We start from the raw sequence: 15,187 nt of genomic DNA on the forward strand, positions 1-15,187 counted from the left end.
CGGCCGCCACAACTGCAAGATCGGCGGGTGCGGGCCGAAGGCTAGTCCGCGTCGGGGAAGCCCAGCGAGAACGCCGCGTCCAGGTCGTGCCGCGAGAAGACGCTGAACGCCACGTGCGAATCCGTGTTGAGCACACCCGGGACCTTCGAGATCTGGCCGGTGATCACCGTGGCGATGTCCTCGAAGCGGCGCACCCGCACCACGGCGATCAGGTCGACCTGACCGGTCACCGAGTACACCTCGCTCACGCCGTCGATGTCGGCGATGGCCTGCGCCACCTCCGGGATCGAGTCCGTCGCGCAGTCGATGAGAACGATCGCCGTGTTCACGATCAGCACTCTACGCCGGCACGGTCAGGGTTTCTCCCGCACGGATCGCCCGCTCCAGCGCCTCTCCCTCGCGCACCCGCGCACCGGGCCAGACGACCGCGTCGCGCACCTCGCCCTCGACGACGGCGCCCGCGCCGATCACCGCCCGCGTCACCGGCGCGGCCACCGTCGCACCCGGGTCGACGAGGCTGCCGCCATCCGCGGCGTGGAGATTCGCGGCCAGGTAGTCGCGCGGGGTCCCCGTGTCGACATAGGTCCCTTCATATCGAACGACCGTGAGCCGGCCGTCCCGTTCGGCCGGCCGCCAGGCGGTGCGGACCAGCTCGTTCCGCTCGATCGGCAGGTCGCGCACGATCGACCAGGGCAGCAGGGAGAAGCCGGCGAAGCGGTGGCCGCTGAACTCGTTCCCGCCGGGGACGCCGAGGATGCGCACGCTGTCGCCGTCCCAGCCGTCGAGGAGGGCCGCGATGTCCTTGCCGGGCGGGCGCTCCGGGTCGGCCAGGTACGCGTCGGCGTTGCCGACCAGCACACCCCGGCCGTCGATCCAGTGCTTGAGCCGCGCTATGCCGCCGGAGGTTCCCCACGGATCATCGGGCTCGACGGAGACGGTCAGGCGGCCGCCGACGTGGGTGACCACCTGGTCGGCGAGGTAACAGGCGTTGACGGCGGTGTCGAGGCCGAGCGCCCCGACGCGGGCCAGGGCGCGGTCGAGCAGGGCGACGTTGCCGACCGGGCAGAGCGCCTTGGGCAGCAGCGCGGTGAGCGGGCGCAACCGCTGTCCCTCACCGGCCGCGAGAACGACCGCGCAGAGATCCCGCGCGCTCATTTCGCGTACGGCCCGATGCCGTAGTGGGCGAGCAGCCGCGCCGTCGGAACGGCCAGCGGCGGCAGGTTGTCGATCGGGTGGAACACCGCCTCGTACACCTCCGCCCCGTCCACCGCCGGCGTCACGTCGGCCGGCACCTCCGCCTCGAACACGCAGTCCACCCAGCGGCCCTTGGTGTGGATGATCGCGTTGGGGTTGGCCGGGCGCAGCTCGCTCACGTCCAGCTTGATGCCGGCCTCCTCGCCCAGTTCGCGGGCGGCGCACTGGATCGGCTCCTCGCCGCGGTCCATCAGCCCACCGGGAACGCCCCAGCCGTTGCCGGGCGGCTGGCGCAGGAGAAGCAGCCGTTCGCCGTCGGGAGTGGACTGCCGGACCATGATCACCGCGCCGATGATGTAGCGGGGCTGCAGCGTCCGGGCCGCGCGACGGCGCCACGACGCGGGCATCCCGTAGAAGGCCCGGTAGAAGACCCGGCGCGCGGTGTGAACCGGCCCGCGGCGGGCGGGGGACTGTGCTGACACCTGCGCCAGGCTAGAGGATGGGAGGGAGCTCTACTGGGGCGAGTGGTCCACGGCGATCCGTTTCCCGCGCGGGCACGGCTCCGCCCCACGCCGGCTTCCCTCCGCTGCGCTCCGGTCCAGGCGGCGTGCTATGCCGCGCTCGCTGTTGCGCGGCCTACTGGGGAGAGTGGTCCACCGCGGCGATCAGCCGGTCGACGACGGTGGCCGCCGCGACCTTGTGATCGGCGACCGCCACGAGCAGCGTCTCCAGGTCGGGGTACCCGAGCTGCGGCGCCAGGCGCACCAGCGGCAGGTCGCTGGCGAGCCCGCGGCCGTGCTGGCGCAGCGCGAGCCCGATGGCGACCCGGCCGAGCCGGACCTTGTTGGCGATCGTGACCGCCGGCTCCTTGTACTTGTCGAACCAGCGCCCGATGTGCAGCCGCGCGTGCGAGGTCTTGACGATGTCGAGCCATTCCTCGGACGGCCCGGGCGGCGCGGCCTTCTCGTCGTAGTCGAACTCGTCCTTCTGCCCCGGCCGGGTGATGATCTCCACGGAGTCGCCGTCGTCCAGCGTGGACGTCAACGGCACGAGCCGGCCGTTGAGCCGGGCGCCGATGCAGCGGTGCCCCACGTCGGCGCTCAGCGTGTAGGCCAGGTCGACCGGGGTCGCCTCGGAGGGCAGCAGCACGGGACGGCCGGTGGAGGTGAAGACGATGATCTGCGACTCGGACAGGTCGCACCGCAGCGACGCGAGGAACTGCCCCGGCTCCGCCGCCGCGCTCTCCCAGTCGAGCACCCGCTGCAGCCAGTCCAGCTGCTCGGCGCGCGCCGCGGGACCGAAGCCGCTGCCCAGGTCGGGATAGCGGAAGTTGGCGGCGATGCCGTACTCCGCGGCCCGGTGCATCTCGGCGGTGCGGATCAGCACCTCGACCGAACGGTCACCGGGCCCGATGACCGTCGTGTGCAGCGAACGGTAGAGGTTGTTCTTCGGGGAGGCGATGAAGTCCTTGAACCGGCCGGGCACGGGGCGCCATCGCCCGTGGATCGCACCGAGCGCCGCGTAGCAGTCCATGTCGTCGCCGTTGACCGTGATCACGACGCGCGGCAGGTCGTGCGGCTCGGGGTACCGCCCGGCGACGGTGTCCTTCCAGATGGAGTACAGGTGCCGGGGCCGGGACTGGACCTTGGACTCGATCTTGCCGGTCTTGAGCTCGTGCGTGAACGCCGTGATGACCTGCTCGAGATAGCTCTCCCAGCCCTCGCGATGGCGCAGGTAGTCGGCGACCATCGCGTAGCCGCTCGGCGTGATGGCCTTGAGGACGCAGTCCTCCAGCTCCCGCTTGAGCAGCTGGATGCCGAGCCGGTCGCAGAGCGGTACCAGCACGTCCCGGGTGGCGATCGCGATGCGCTTCTGCGACGCCGGCGAACGGGCGTCGAGCGTGCGCATGTTGTGCACCCGGTCGGCCATCTTGATGATCAGCACCCGGACGTCCCGGCCGGCCGAGATCATCAGCTTGCGGATGGTCTCCGCCTCGGCGGCGTCCCCGAAGAACAGCTTGTCGAACTTGGTCAGCCCGTCGACGATCAGCGCCACCTCGGGGCCGAAGTCGCTCTCCAGCGCCTGGAGCGTGTAGCTGGTGTCCTCGACCGTGTCGTGCAGCAGCGCTGCCACCAGCGTGACCGTGTCCATCCCCAGGTCGGCGAGGATCTCGGTGACCTCGACCGGGTGGGTGATGTACGGGTCGCCGCTCTTGCGCATCTGGCCGCGGTGCATGCGCTCGGCGGTCTCGTAGGCGCGGCGGATCACCGTGACGTCGGCGTCGGAGTGGATCTGCCGGTGGGTCCGGATCACGTTCATGATCGGGTCGTTGGTCGACGCCCACGGCATCATCGCCAGCAGCCGCTGGGTCAGCCCCGGGGTGGCCGGACCCTGCTCCACTTTGGACGCCGGCTCCTCGGCGCGCGGCGCGGCCGCCGCGAGGGCCTGGTCGGCAAGGCTGCCGCCGGTCCGTCGCATGGCGGAATCCACGGCTGGCACCTCCTCACCGCCCCGGCGTACGGGCGATCGGCACGGGCAATTGGATGGGTCCAGGGTAATGACCGATCCGTTGCCCGATCGGTCATTTGAACATGTGCAAACGTCGGATGCGGGATTGGCGCATCGGGTCTAGACGGGCCGTGGGGGGACGTACAGGTCTACGACGGTAGCTCAACCTGGGCGCTCGCCGCCGCCTCCGCCCGATCGAGCAGGGCCCGCCACCGTCCCGCCCCCCGCGCGGGTGACGCCCAACCGTCGGCCAGACGGACGAGGCGGGTCTCGGGGCGTTCGACCCAGGCGAGGATGCGCTCGCTCTCGGCCGCGCTGGCCGCGGGGGTCGGGCCGGGCCCGGGCATGACCGTCTCGGCGGTGGCCAGCATCGCCTCCACGGTGATCATCGGGTGCGCGCCGGCCGGGGAGACGCCCGCCGCCGCGAGCCGTCCCCGACGGGCCACGGTGATCTCCCAGCCGCCACCGACCGCCGGTCGCGCCGCGACCACTTCTTCGATCCGGGTGAACGCCGCCAGCCGCTGCATCCGTACGGACGCCCGGAGAAAGGCCACCAGTCGGCTACGCACATTTGCCGCATCCTCGTAGCGCTTGGCGTCGGCCAGCACCCCGATCCGGTCCATCAGGCGCTCGACGACCCCGGCCGGATCGTCCACGGTGGCCGCCCGGACCGGGTCGGAGATCCGCTCGACGTACTCCTCCGGCGTGATCCGCAACTCGCACGGGGCCGGGCAGCGCCCCAACTCGGCCAGCGCGCAGGCCGGGGTCGGCTTGCGCACCGACAGCTTGTGCGTGCACTGGCGCAGCGGCACCGCGTCGTAGATGCCGGCCGCCGCCAGCTCCGCGGCCCGCCGCGACCCGAACGGCCCCAGGTACGCCGCGCCGTCCTCGGCGACCTGCCGCACGAGCGACAGCCGTGGATACGCCTCCGCGGTCAGCTTCAGCCAGAACACCCGCTCGGGGAACTTCGAGCGCCGGTTGTACGGCGGCTTGTGGGCCGCGATCAGGCGCAGCTCCCGTACCTCGGCCTCCAGCGCGTGGGCGCACTCGATGGCCTCGACCCGCTCGGCGGCGGCGAGCATCTCGCTCATCCGGGCGCGCTTCTCGGCGGCGGTGAAGTAGGAGCGCACCCGCGTCGCGATCGACGAACTGGTGCCGACGTACAGCGGCCGCTCCTTCGCGTCCCGAAAGACGTAGACGCCGGGAACGTCCGGGAGGCCGTTGGCCAGATGCTTCTTGCGCCGCTGCTCCGGACTGACCGCCTTGACGAACTCCAGCGCGTCGCCGAGCGTGTGCACCTTGTGGCTGCCCAGCCGGCCGATCAGCCCGTGCAGCACGTCGACCGTCGCCTTGGCGTCGGCCAGCGCCCGGTGGCACGGCTCGGTCTGGGCCCGGAAGTGCCGCGCCAGCGTGGCGAGCTTGTGGTTGGGCACCTCGTCGGCGATGAGCGCCCGCCGGGCCAGTTGCGCGGTGTCCAGGATCAACGGCTTGGGCCAGGTGTAGCCCAGCTCGTTGCACGCGGTCCGCAAGAAGTTGGCGTCGTAGGGCGCGTTGTGCGCCACGAGCACCGCACCCTCCATGAACTGCAGGAACCCGGGCAGCACCTCGTCGATCGGCGGTGCCGGCAGGACCATCGCCTCGGTGATCCCGGTCAGCACCGTGATGAACGGCGGGATCCGCTCCATCGGCCGCACGAGCGTCGCGAACTCGCCGAGCACCTCGCCGCCGCGCACCTTGACCGCGCCGATCTCGGTGATGCCGCCGCCGCTGACCGCCCCGCCGGTGGTCTCCAGGTCCACCACGACGAACGTGGTGCTGAACAGGGACGCGGCCCGCGGATCGTCGAACAGCGCGTCGAGGGTGAGCTGCACGGGCCGCAGCGTAGGGGAGGGGTCTGACAATCTGTCCTTGAGTGTTTTCACATATGCGTTCGGTAACGATCGCATTGTCAGGCAATCGTCGGCAACCTTGATCCGTACAGTCCGGCGCCGACAGTGCGACACTGGAGGGTATGTCCTCCCAGCCGCACCCCGCTGACCCCGCCCCGCGGGGTTCGCTGTCGGCGGAATCGGAGACAGACCTCGATCTCGAACCGGTCCTTCCCGCTCCCGTGCGCCAGCGTGTGATCACCCTCGCCTCAGGTGCCCTCACCGGCCTGCCCAACGACGAGATGCCCAACGCGCTGCGCCGGATCGCCAAGTTCGCCCCCAACAAGCGCGCCCAGCACGGCGGTGCCCTGATCGCGACCCAGCTCGGGACGGACGCCCTGTTCCGGCAGCGGATCGCGACCCGGATCGTCGACGACGCCGGCGAGCTCGGCGCGGCCGTCGCCGAGGGTGCGCCGCCGGCCGCGGCCGACCCGGTCGAGGTCGCCGCGCTGGCCTATCTTTCCCGGCCCGACGGCTGGCGTGAGCTGGTCGAGGCGGCCACCGAGGCGCTGCGCCTCGACGCCGAGAACGCCTCCACCGCCAACCAGATCCGTGATCTCGAGCACCAGATGGCCCGGCTCGAGCACGACCGCGCCGTCGCCCGGACCGAGGCCGACAAGCTGCGCGACGAGCTGGCCCGGCTGCGCGACGAGACCGCCGGCATCCGCGAGGAGGCCCGCCGGCTCACCCGCACCGTCCGCGAACTGGAGCAGCGCGAGCGCAAGGCCACCGAGATGCTCGCTACGGAGCGGGGCCGCGCCGCCCGCGCCGCCGCCGACCACGACGCCGAGGTGCGCCGGCTCAAGGCCCGCCTCGCCGAGGCCGAGGGCCTGGTGGGTGCCGCGCGGCAGAGCGCCAAGGACGCCCGCGCCGCCGACGACGCCCGCCTCTGGTTGCTGTTGGAGACGATCGGCCAGGCCGCCGTCGGTCTGCGTCGCGAGCTGGCGTTGGAACCGACGGATCGGCTGCCCGCCGACTTCGTGGCCGACGTGGCCGCCGACCGGCCCGACATCACCGGCCAGTCGGCGAAGGCGCGCGCGCTCGACGCCGACGACCCGGCCCGGCTCGACCAGCTGCTCGCCCTGCCCAAGGCGCACCTCGTCGTCGACGGCTACAACGTCACCAAGCGCGGCTACCCGGACATGTCGTTGGAGCACCAGCGCAGCCGCCTGATCACCGGTCTCGGCGGGATAGCCGCCCAGACGCGTGCCGAGGTCACCTGCGTGTTCGACGGCGCCGAACGCATCATCGGCCTGCCGCCCGCGCCCCGCGGCGTGCGGGTGCTCTTCTCCAAGAAGGGCGAGACGGCCGACGAGCTGATCCGCCGGCTCGTGCGCGCCGAGCCGCCCGGCCGGCCGGTGACGGTCATCTCCTCCGACCGCGAGGTCGCCGACGGCGTGCGCCGCCACGGTGCGTACCCGCTGTCCTCGGATTCCCTGCTCAGGCGCCTGGGCCGGACGTAACTTCGGGTTTTGTCGTACCCCTCGGTTACCGTCCGTCTCGGATGGCGATCGCGAGGAGGGGCGATGCTCATCGATTGTGAGACATGCACCGCACGCGGGGCCGGCTGTGCCGACTGCGCGCTGACGGCACTGTTCACGCCGCCGGTCGAGGTAGAGGTGCTCGACCGGGACGAGCTGTGGGCGGTGGAGATACTGACCCGTGCCGGCTTCGAGGTGGAGGTGCTGGAGCCCCACGACGAGCCGGTGAGCCCGACGCTCCCGCTGTTGCCCCGCACCCCCCGAGCCCGCCGCGCCTCGTAGTTGTCGATCTTGGAACGCCAGGCATGATCGAATGGGCGATCTACCTGTCTGGTGTTCCAAGATCGGCACGGAGTAGCGCTTCTCGGACCTGAGCGGCCACCAGCTCGGGGTTCCTCAAGTCGGCGGCCGTGAAGCGGAGGATTGTCCAGCCGCAGAGGTGGAGGCTGTTCAGGCGGGCGGCGTCGCGTTGGAAGGTCGCGCGTTCGCGATGGTGGTCGCCGTCGTACTCGAGGCCGATGCGTAGGTGCTCGTAGGCGAGATCGAGTCGTGCCACGGAGCGGCCGGCCCGGTCGTACACGGGGAATTGGACGGCGGGCTCGGGTAGGCCGGCGTCGATAACGATCAGCCGCACCGGTGTTTCCATCGGCGACTCGGCGCCCTCCCGGGGGCCAGGGCGACCGCGCGGCGGAATCGCGCTACGCCCGGTCGGCCGGCAACTGCCGGCACCGACTTCTCCAGCGCCGGCAGGCGGATCACACCGCGGTTGAGCAACGCGTCGAGTGCGATGACGGCACGATGCGCATCCGGTCCGCGGCCGAGGTCGAAGGCGGTACGCAGCGGACCGGTCGTGATGAGTCCACGCCGTCGCACCATGTCGCCCGGCAGCAGGTCGCCGCGGTGGATCGAGAGCCGGTCCACGGCCCGTACCCGCTTCGCGGCCGGGATCGTGGCCGTGACCCGCAGTGGCTCCCGCCGGTCCTGAAGGCCGACGCCGTGCAGCGAGGTGGCCGACTCGTGGCTGATCGCGCTGCCGGGCGGCAGGTACAGCAGCGCGGCGGCGCACCACATTGTGTGGTCCGGCACCGCCTCGTGGTGCACGTAGACGTCGGGCAGCAGGCGTTGCCAGCGCCGGCCCGCGAGCTGACCGCGCGTCAGCAGGCCGTGGGTGATGGCGTCCGAGCCGCGGAAGGGTTCGTGCATCAGGGCATCGTGCGGCAGCGCGGCCGCGGGGCGCAGGAGGCAATCGCTTCCTGTGGATAACCCGTGCGTGGCCGTGGCGCGGAGCTGCGGAAAACCGGACAAGCTCTAGACTTGCGGCGATGTCTACCCGGGTCTGGGCCGTGGCCACGTTGGGCGTTCTGCTGGTGCTGATCGGCATCGTGGCGATCACGCGCGTGCCGTGGAGCGGTGCGCCGGCGCCGCGTTCGGAGCAGCTGGCGGCGCTCGCGGGACTGCCGGCCGACGCCGTGGCGAAGGGGAAGGCGTTCAACGCGGCGCTGCGGCCGGGCAGCTACGGGTCGATGGTGATCGGGCTCGTCGTGGCGCTGGTGCTGGGGCTCACGCCGTTCGGGGCGCGGATCGTGGAGGCGGTGGGCCGGCCGCTCGGCGGGCACTGGCTGGCGCAGGCCGTTCTCGGCGGGCTGGTGATCGTGCTGATCGGCGAGGTCGTCTCGCTGCCGTTCGCGGCGTGGCGGCACACCGTTCTCAAGAGGTACGGGCTGTCCACCCAGGACTGGGGGGCTTGGCTCGTCGACCTCCTCAAGGCGTACGGCGTGGGAGCCGTCCTCGGGGCTCTGGTGCTCGCCGGGTTCTTCACGATCACGCGGCTGTTTCCGCAGTGGTGGTGGGCCGTCGGTGCCGGTGCGGCCGCCGCGCTGGTGCTGGTGCTGACGTTCGTCTTCCCGGTGCTGGTGGAGCCGGTCTTCAACAAGTTCACGCCGATGGAGGACGGGGCGCTGCGGGACAGTCTGGTGCAGCTGGCCGAGCGGGACGGCGTTCCCGTGAAGGACGTGCTGGTCGCCGACGCCTCGCGGCGCACGCGTGCGGTCAACGCCTACGTCTCCGGCTACGGGGCCACCCGGCGGATCGTCGTCTACGACACCCTGCTCCGCGAGGCGCCCGAGGCCGAGGTGCGCTCCGTCGTGGCGCACGAGCTGAGCCACGCGCGTTCCAACGACGTGCTCACCGGGACGCTGCTCGGCGCGCTCGGTTCGGCCGCCGCCGTCGTGCTCGTGTACCTGCTCGGGGCGTGGGAGCCGTTGCTGCGGCGGGCCGGTGTGGACTCCATCGCCGAACCGCGGGCCGTGGCGCTGCTCATGGCGATCGCGATCGTCGGCGGGCTCGTCGCCGGGCCGGTGCAGGCGTACGTGTCGCGCAAGGTGGAGGCGCGTTCCGACGCGCACGCGCTGGAGCTGACCGGCGATCCGGAGACGTTCCAGGCGATGATGACGCGCCTGGCGATGGTCAACCTCGCCGACCCGGACCCCAACCGGGTCGAGCACGGGCTCTTCGGCTCCCATCCGTCCACAGTGGAACGCCTCGCGATGGCGCGGGCGTGGGCCAAGTAATGAGGACCCTGCTCGTCACGAACGACTTTCCGCCCCGCCCGGGCGGCATCCAGCAGTTCGTGCACAACCTCGCGGTCAGGCTGCCCGAGCTGGTGGTGTACTCCTCCACCTGGCGGGACCCGCGGGCGTTCGACGCGGAGCAGCCGTTCGAGGTCGTGCGGGAGAAGACCGGCGTGCTCCTGCCCACCCCGGCCGTCGCGAAGAGAGCACAGGAGATCGCCCGGGCGCACGACTGCGACAGCGTCTGGTTCGGGGCGGCGGCGCCGCTGGGACTGCTGGCCAAGGGGCTGGGACGACGCTCCGTCGCGCTCACCCACGGCCACGAGGTCGGGTGGGCGAAGCTGCCGGGAGCGAAGAGCCTCCTGCGAAAGATCGGCCGGGACGTCGACGTCGTGACCTACCTGGGGGAGTACACCCGGGTGCGGCTGGCACCGGTCATGCCGCGGCTGGAGCGGCTCGCTCCCGGCGTCGACGTGCACACCTACCACCCGGGCGTGGACGGGGCGGCGATCCGCAAGCGGCACGGGCTCGACGACCGGCCGGTCGTGGTGTGCGTCTCCCGGCTGGTGCCGCGCAAGGGGCAGGACATGCTGATCCGGGCCATGCCGGCGATCCGTCGCCGGGTGCCGGACGCGCGGCTGCTGATCGTCGGCGGCGGGCCGGATCGCAAGCGGCTGCAGAAGCTGGCAGGCGACGACGTGATCTTCACGGGATCGGTGTCGTGGGAGGAACTGCCCGCGCACTACCGGGCCGGTGACGTGTTCGCCATGCCGTGCCGGACCCGCAACGGTGGGCTGGACGTCGAGGGGCTCGGGATCGTGTTCCTCGAGGCGTCGGCCGTCGGGATCCCGGTCGTCGGTGGGGACTCGGGTGGGGCCCCTGATGCCGTTCGACATGGGGAAACGGGATGGACGGTCGACGGTCGGGACGTGCCCGCGATCGCGGACCGGGTCGCGACGCTGCTCGAGGACCGCGACCTGGCGCGACGGATGGGCGCCGCCGGGCGCAGCTGGGTCGAGAAGGAGTGGCGCTGGGAGACCCAGGCCGAACGCCTCACGACACTGCTGCGCCCCGACTCGCGTACGTAAGGCCTGTGCCGAGGTGGCTGGCCGGCCTGCGTCGGGCCCAGACGCCGCCTGGCCGCACGCCGGTCTCACCCGGATACGACACCGGTATCCGGGCGAGCCCGGCGCACACCCAGTCGACGCCTGGACTCCGCCTCGGCTCGACCGACCACCTCGGCACAGGCCTTAGAACTTCGGTGCGTCCGGCGCTTCCAGCAGGCCCAACCGCAGCGCGGTCATCAGCGCCTGGGCCCGGTTGGCGGCGCCGAGCTTCTCGTAGAGCTTGGAGATGTGCGTCTTCGCCGTCGACTCGGAGACGAACAGCTGCTTGGCGATGCCCGCCACGCTCATCCCGTCGGCGAGCAGCCGCAGCACCTGTCCCTCGCGGGGGGAGAGCTGCGGGCCCTGCGGGGCGAGCCGGCGCTTCATGGCCTCGGCCAGGTCGGCGGCGGTGAACGCGGACGGCGCGGACGCGGCGTGCCGGGCGGCGGCCACGACCTCGTCGGCCGGTGCGGTCTTCGGGACGAACGCGCTGGCGCCCGCCTCCAGGGCACCGAAGAGCTGGTCGTCGCCGGCGTACATGGTGAGCACGACGATGCCCATCGTCGCGCTGGTCTTGCGCAGCGCCCGGGTGGCGTCCAGGCCGCTGCCGTCGGGCAGCCGGAGGTCCATGATCACGACCTCGGGCTGGAGCGCGCCGGCCAGACGGATCGCCTCGGCGACGGTGGACGCCTCGCCGACCACCTCGAACTGGCGGTCCCGTTCGAACGCGTGACGTAGGCCCCGACGGATCAGGTCGTGGTCGTCGACGAGGAGCACCTTGGTGCGCGTCGCGGACGGAGTCGGGTTAGTGGTCATACGCGGTGCTCTCTCCCTTTTGGTCGGCTTATACGCTACCGCGTCGGGGGGCCGTACCGAGGGCCACCGCCACGGTCGTACCCGTCGGGTCTCGCGGTTTGATCTCCAGTCGCCCGCGAATCCGGTCTGCCCGCTCCTGCATGATCGTCAGACCGTATCGCCCATCGGGGCGGTTCTCGCTGATTCCCGCCCCGTCGTCCGAAATCTCGATGTGCGCGTACGGCGGGTCGACGGCGCACGTCACCCACAGGTTTTCCGCGCCCGCGTGCTTACGGGCATTGGTGATCGCCTCCTGGGCGATCCGGAGCAGTTCCGCCTCGACGGCAGCCGGGAGACGTGCCGTCGACTCGTCCAGGGACAGGTGCACGCGCAGGCCGCCGGTCTGGCCGATGGTGCGCGCGTAGTCGGCGATCGCCGCCGTGAGCCCGCCGTAGCGGTCGACCTCGCTGCGCAGTTCGAACAGCGAGAGCCGCAGCTCGGTGATCACGCGGGTCACCTCGGCACGCAACACCCGGAGCTCCTCCGCCGCGGGCACCACGTCCTCGCGCGTGCCGCCCTCGGGAAGGACCGCCATCGTGTTGTCGATGCCGTAGCCGACCATGACCAGTTCCTGGGCGACGCCGTCATGGATCTCCCGGGCCAGCCGCTGCCGCTCCTCCGTGGTGGCGAGCGAACGCACCTCGTCGAAGAGCAGCGCCGCCTCCAGCCGGATCGCGGCCGGGCCGACCAGTTCGACCACGCGCTTGAGAACCGGCGGGGGATAGGCGCCCCCGAGATCCGACTCCAGCGCCACGAGCCCGATCGAACGCACCCCCGCCACCAGCGGCACCACCAGCGCGGACACCTCGTGCCCCCGGCCGGCGCTGCGCGCCTGGGAACGGATGGCGGTCTGCGGCTGCTGGCTCGCCCAGGCGTCGGCGATCGCCGAGTCGACGTCCAGATCGGTCTCCCAGTCGACCCGGTCGGCACCGGTCTGCGCGAGCACCACCAGCCGGCCGCCGCCGCTCGCCGACAGCACCGCGGCCCGATCGGCCGGGGCGACGGCGCGCAGCTCGTCGAGCAGGTGTTCGGCCAGCCCGCCCGGGTCGAGGGTGGCGCCCGGGAGCTGGCGGGCGACGCTGCGCAGCTGGGTGAGCAGGCGGGTCGCCTCGGCGTACGGCTGGGGAGCCGAACGCCGTTCGAGCAGCGACTTCTGGAGCATCGCGAGCACGGCCCCCGCGAACGCCGTCACGATCATCGACTGCGTGCAGGCGATGAGGTACCCCGACCGGTTGAGCAGTCCGTCGGCCAGGCCGACCCCGGTCAGCACCCCGGCGGCCACGACCGGCAGGGCCGCCGCCTCGACCGTTCGCTGATGCAGAACGGCGGCCACGACGGGCACCAGCAGGTACGGCAACACCGTGCACGCCGCGAGCCCGTTGCCCGGTGCCTCGCCCGCGACGGCGGCGGCCGCGAGCCCGGTCAACGTCACCTCGGCCAGCCGCGCCAACGGACCCACCACCGGGTGCGCGGCACCCAGCAGCGACGGAACGCCCGCCACCAGCAGCAGCCCGATCCAGCCCAGGACCCAGGCGTCGCCCGTGACCCAGACCGACAGGATCGCCACCAGGGCGAGCTGGCCGAGCCGGGCGGCCAGCGCGGACGGCTGGATGTTCAGCCGGCCCAGGCGTCCCGGGCGGAACTCGGACGGGACCGCACGGAACGAGCCGCTGTCGGTGTGGATCGTCTGCCACGCCCCCGACTCGGAGCCGTCAGTCGCCGTAAATCGCAGCGATCTCGTCGGCGTACTCCTTCAGGACGACGTTTCGCTTCACCTTCAACGACGGGGTCATTTCCCCGTTAGCTTCGGTGAAGTCATTCGGCAGGATGCGGAATTCCCTGATCGCCTCTGCCTTGGACACGGCGAGGTTAGCTTCATTAACCGCATTGCGCACCTCTGCGCGCAGAGCGTCATCCTCTCGGAGGTCGCTTACTGTCGCATCGGCCGGTTTGCCCGCGCCGTCCCGCCATGCCGGGAAAGCCTCGGGGTCGATGGTGATCAGTGCCCCGATGAACGGTTTGCCGTCCCCGACGACCACGCACTGGCTCACCAGTGGGTGCGCGCGTAGCCGATCCTCCAGGACGGCCGGAGCCACGTTCTTGCCGCCGGCGGTGACGATGATTTCCTTCTTCCGGCCGGTGATGCGCAGGAAGCCGTCCTTGTCGAGTTCACCCATGTCGCCGCTGTGAAACCAGCCGTCGGCATCGAGCACCTCCTTTGTGGCGACCTCATTGCGCCAGTAACCGGAGAAGACGTGATCGCCCTTGATCAGGATCTCCCCGTCGTCGGCGATCCGGAGCGTGGCGCCGGGCACCGGCGGGCCGATCGTGCCGATCCGCACCTTGCCCGGCATGTTGACGCTGGAGACCGGAGACGTCTCGGTGAGGCCGTATCCCTCGTACACCGGAATACCGATGCCGTTGAAGAAGTGCCCGAGCCGTTCGCCGAGCGGGGCGCCGCCGGAGATGACCCCCGCGCACTCTCCGCCGAGCGCGGCGCGCAGCTTGCCGTAGACGAGCCGGTCGAAGAGGGCGTGCTGGAGGGAGAGCAGGACACCGGCGTGGCCGTCGTGGCGGCTGTAGTTGATCGCGACCCGTTCGGCGCGGTCGAAGATGGCGCCCTTGCCGTCGGCGTGCGCACGCTGCTTGGCGGTGTTGTAGACCTTCTCGAAGACCCGCGGCACGCTCAGCAGGAACGTCGGCCTGAACTCTGCGAGGGCCGGGACCAGCGTCTTCACGTCGTGGTGGTGGCCCATCGTGGCGCGCGTCTGCACCACACCGATCTGGATCAGCCGCGCGAGCGCGTGCGCCAGCGGCAGGAAGAGGAGGGTGCGGCCGTGGGGGTTGATGAAGTCGGCGAACCCGGGGGCGGCGTTGGCGATGTCGGTGTACATGTTGCGGTGGGTGAGAGCGCACCCTTTGGGGCGGCCCGTGGTGCCACTGGTGTAGATGATCGTCGCCAGGTCGTCGGCGCCGGTCGCCGTCCGGCGCGCCTCCACCTGGGCGGTCTCCACGCCGGCGCCCGACTCCTTCAGCATCGTCACGGCCGGTCGTCCGCCGTCGATCTGCCATACCTGGGTGAGAACGTCCAGTCCGCCGCGCACGGACTCCAGCGTCTCGCTGTGCTCGTCGGTCTCCACCACGCACGCGACCGCACCCGAGTCGGACAAGATCCACGCGACCTGTTCCCCGCTGGAGGTCTCGTAGATGGGTACGGTGACGGCGCCGACGGTCCAGATGGCGTAATCGATGAGGGTCCACTCGTAGCGGGTGCGGCTCATCAGGCCCACCCGGTCGCCGGGCTCGATGCCCGCGGCGATCAGCCCGCGCGCCACATCCACGACCTCGTCGCGGAACGCGCGACAGGTGACGTCGGTCCAGCCGTTCGGACCCTTGCGCCGGAACTGGACGTCGTCGGGGTGGCCGGCGGCGTTGTTCCACACCGGATCGGTGAGGTTCTGTGACGCGCCGATCGTGACGATCGCCGGTACCGAATACTCCCGCACTTCCACACTCCCCACCTCATTGGCCGTATGGCTGAACCT

At 71.4% G+C, this 15,187-nt stretch carries 14 protein-coding genes; 4 read left to right on the forward strand and 10 right to left on the reverse strand.

Annotation, left to right across the window (positions count from 1 at the left end; translation table 11 throughout):
- Positions 1-41: 41 nt before the first annotated feature.
- The 5 genes from Val02_RS33365 to Val02_RS33385 all read right to left on the reverse strand — a co-directional run bounded on the left by Val02_RS33365 (position 42) and on the right by Val02_RS33385 (position 5,573).
- Entirely contained in the window at positions 42-329 is a 288-nt protein-coding gene (locus Val02_RS33365; RefSeq protein WP_203903264.1) for an Lrp/AsnC family transcriptional regulator, read from the reverse strand.
- A 10-nt stretch (positions 330-339) separates the two neighbouring features.
- Positions 340-1,155 (reverse strand): nucleotidyltransferase family protein, encoded by an 816-nt coding sequence (locus Val02_RS33370; protein ID WP_203903265.1) that lies wholly within the window; start codon positions 1,153-1,155, stop codon positions 340-342.
- On the reverse strand, positions 1,152-1,601 hold the full coding sequence (locus Val02_RS33375) for an NUDIX hydrolase (protein WP_203903368.1): 450 nt from the start codon (positions 1,599-1,601) through the stop codon (positions 1,152-1,154). Before Val02_RS33375 ends, Val02_RS33370 begins: the two co-directional genes overlap by 4 nt.
- A 229-nt stretch (positions 1,602-1,830) precedes the next feature.
- Positions 1,831-3,672: a RelA/SpoT family protein gene (locus Val02_RS33380; RefSeq protein ID WP_203903369.1), complete on the reverse strand. Its 1,842-nt coding sequence runs from the start codon at positions 3,670-3,672 to the stop codon at positions 1,831-1,833.
- Between the two features lie 179 nt (positions 3,673-3,851).
- Positions 3,852-5,573 (reverse strand): DEDD exonuclease domain-containing protein, encoded by a 1,722-nt coding sequence (locus tag Val02_RS33385; RefSeq protein WP_239153528.1) that lies wholly within the window; start codon positions 5,571-5,573, stop codon positions 3,852-3,854.
- A 140-nt stretch (positions 5,574-5,713) separates the two neighbouring features.
- On the opposite strand from Val02_RS33385, the gene Val02_RS33390 reads away from it, so the two are divergent.
- A complete protein-coding gene (locus tag Val02_RS33390) occupies positions 5,714-7,093 on the forward strand; it encodes an NYN domain-containing protein (protein ID WP_203903267.1) in 1,380 nt (459 codons plus the stop codon).
- A gap of 63 nt (positions 7,094-7,156) precedes the next feature.
- Complete coding sequence (locus Val02_RS33395; RefSeq protein ID WP_203903268.1) at positions 7,157-7,393, forward strand: hypothetical protein; 237 nt, start codon at positions 7,157-7,159, stop codon at positions 7,391-7,393.
- A 40-nt stretch (positions 7,394-7,433) separates the two neighbouring features.
- On the opposite strand, the gene Val02_RS47735 is transcribed toward Val02_RS33395, so the two are convergent.
- Complete coding sequence (locus Val02_RS47735) at positions 7,434-7,745, reverse strand: endonuclease domain-containing protein (protein ID WP_239153529.1); 312 nt, start codon at positions 7,743-7,745, stop codon at positions 7,434-7,436.
- Positions 7,736-8,314 (reverse strand): hypothetical protein, encoded by a 579-nt coding sequence (locus tag Val02_RS33400; protein WP_239153530.1) that lies wholly within the window; start codon positions 8,312-8,314, stop codon positions 7,736-7,738. Before Val02_RS33400 ends, Val02_RS47735 begins: the two co-directional genes overlap by 10 nt.
- 119 nt (positions 8,315-8,433) lie before the next feature.
- Between Val02_RS33400 and Val02_RS33405 the strand changes: the two genes are divergently transcribed.
- Together Val02_RS33405 and Val02_RS33410 are read left to right on the forward strand one after the other, a co-directional pair.
- Positions 8,434-9,681, forward strand: a complete 1,248-nt coding sequence (locus Val02_RS33405; RefSeq protein ID WP_203903269.1) for a M48 family metallopeptidase — start codon at positions 8,434-8,436, stop codon at positions 9,679-9,681.
- A complete protein-coding gene (locus Val02_RS33410; protein WP_203903270.1) occupies positions 9,681-10,769 on the forward strand; it encodes a glycosyltransferase family 4 protein in 1,089 nt (362 codons plus the stop codon). Before Val02_RS33405 ends, Val02_RS33410 begins: the two co-directional genes overlap by 1 nt.
- A gap of 162 nt (positions 10,770-10,931) precedes the next feature.
- Here Val02_RS33410 and Val02_RS33415 read toward each other — a convergent pair whose 3' ends face one another.
- The 3 genes from Val02_RS33415 to Val02_RS33425 form a co-directional block, all read right to left on the reverse strand.
- Complete coding sequence (locus tag Val02_RS33415) at positions 10,932-11,603, reverse strand: response regulator transcription factor (protein ID WP_203903271.1); 672 nt, start codon at positions 11,601-11,603, stop codon at positions 10,932-10,934.
- Between the two features lie 28 nt (positions 11,604-11,631).
- Positions 11,632-13,209, reverse strand: a complete 1,578-nt coding sequence (locus Val02_RS33420; protein ID WP_239153531.1) for a sensor histidine kinase — start codon at positions 13,207-13,209, stop codon at positions 11,632-11,634.
- 145 nt (positions 13,210-13,354) lie between these two features.
- On the reverse strand, positions 13,355-15,148 hold the full coding sequence (locus tag Val02_RS33425; RefSeq protein ID WP_203903371.1) for an AMP-dependent synthetase/ligase: 1,794 nt from the start codon (positions 15,146-15,148) through the stop codon (positions 13,355-13,357).
- Between the last annotated feature and the right edge of the window lie 39 nt (positions 15,149-15,187).

This window comes from Virgisporangium aliadipatigenens (assembly GCF_016863615.1).
GTDB lineage: Bacteria > Actinomycetota > Actinomycetes > Mycobacteriales > Micromonosporaceae > Virgisporangium > Virgisporangium aliadipatigenens.

What these genes read in the sequence shown, in the direction of transcription:
- Val02_RS33375 (WP_203903368.1), bottom strand. Translation starts at nt 1,601, where the DNA reads ATGCCCGCGTCGTGGCGCCGTCGCGCGGCCCGGACGCTGCAGCCCCGC.
- Val02_RS33380 (WP_203903369.1), bottom strand. Translation starts at nt 3,672, where the DNA reads ATGCGACGGACCGGCGGCAGCCTTGCCGACCAGGCCCTCGCGGCGGCC.
- Val02_RS33395 (WP_203903268.1), top strand. Translation starts at nt 7,157, where the DNA reads ATGCTCATCGATTGTGAGACATGCACCGCACGCGGGGCCGGCTGTGCC.
- Val02_RS33370 (WP_203903265.1), bottom strand. Translation starts at nt 1,155, where the DNA reads ATGAGCGCGCGGGATCTCTGCGCGGTCGTTCTCGCGGCCGGTGAGGGA.
- Val02_RS33410 (WP_203903270.1), top strand. Translation starts at nt 9,681, where the DNA reads ATGAGGACCCTGCTCGTCACGAACGACTTTCCGCCCCGCCCGGGCGGC.
- Val02_RS33400 (WP_239153530.1), bottom strand. Translation starts at nt 8,314, where the DNA reads ATGCACGAACCCTTCCGCGGCTCGGACGCCATCACCCACGGCCTGCTG.
- Val02_RS33415 (WP_203903271.1), bottom strand. Translation starts at nt 11,603, where the DNA reads ATGACCACTAACCCGACTCCGTCCGCGACGCGCACCAAGGTGCTCCTC.
- Val02_RS33390 (WP_203903267.1), top strand. Translation starts at nt 5,714, where the DNA reads ATGTCCTCCCAGCCGCACCCCGCTGACCCCGCCCCGCGGGGTTCGCTG.
- Val02_RS33405 (WP_203903269.1), top strand. Translation starts at nt 8,434, where the DNA reads ATGTCTACCCGGGTCTGGGCCGTGGCCACGTTGGGCGTTCTGCTGGTG.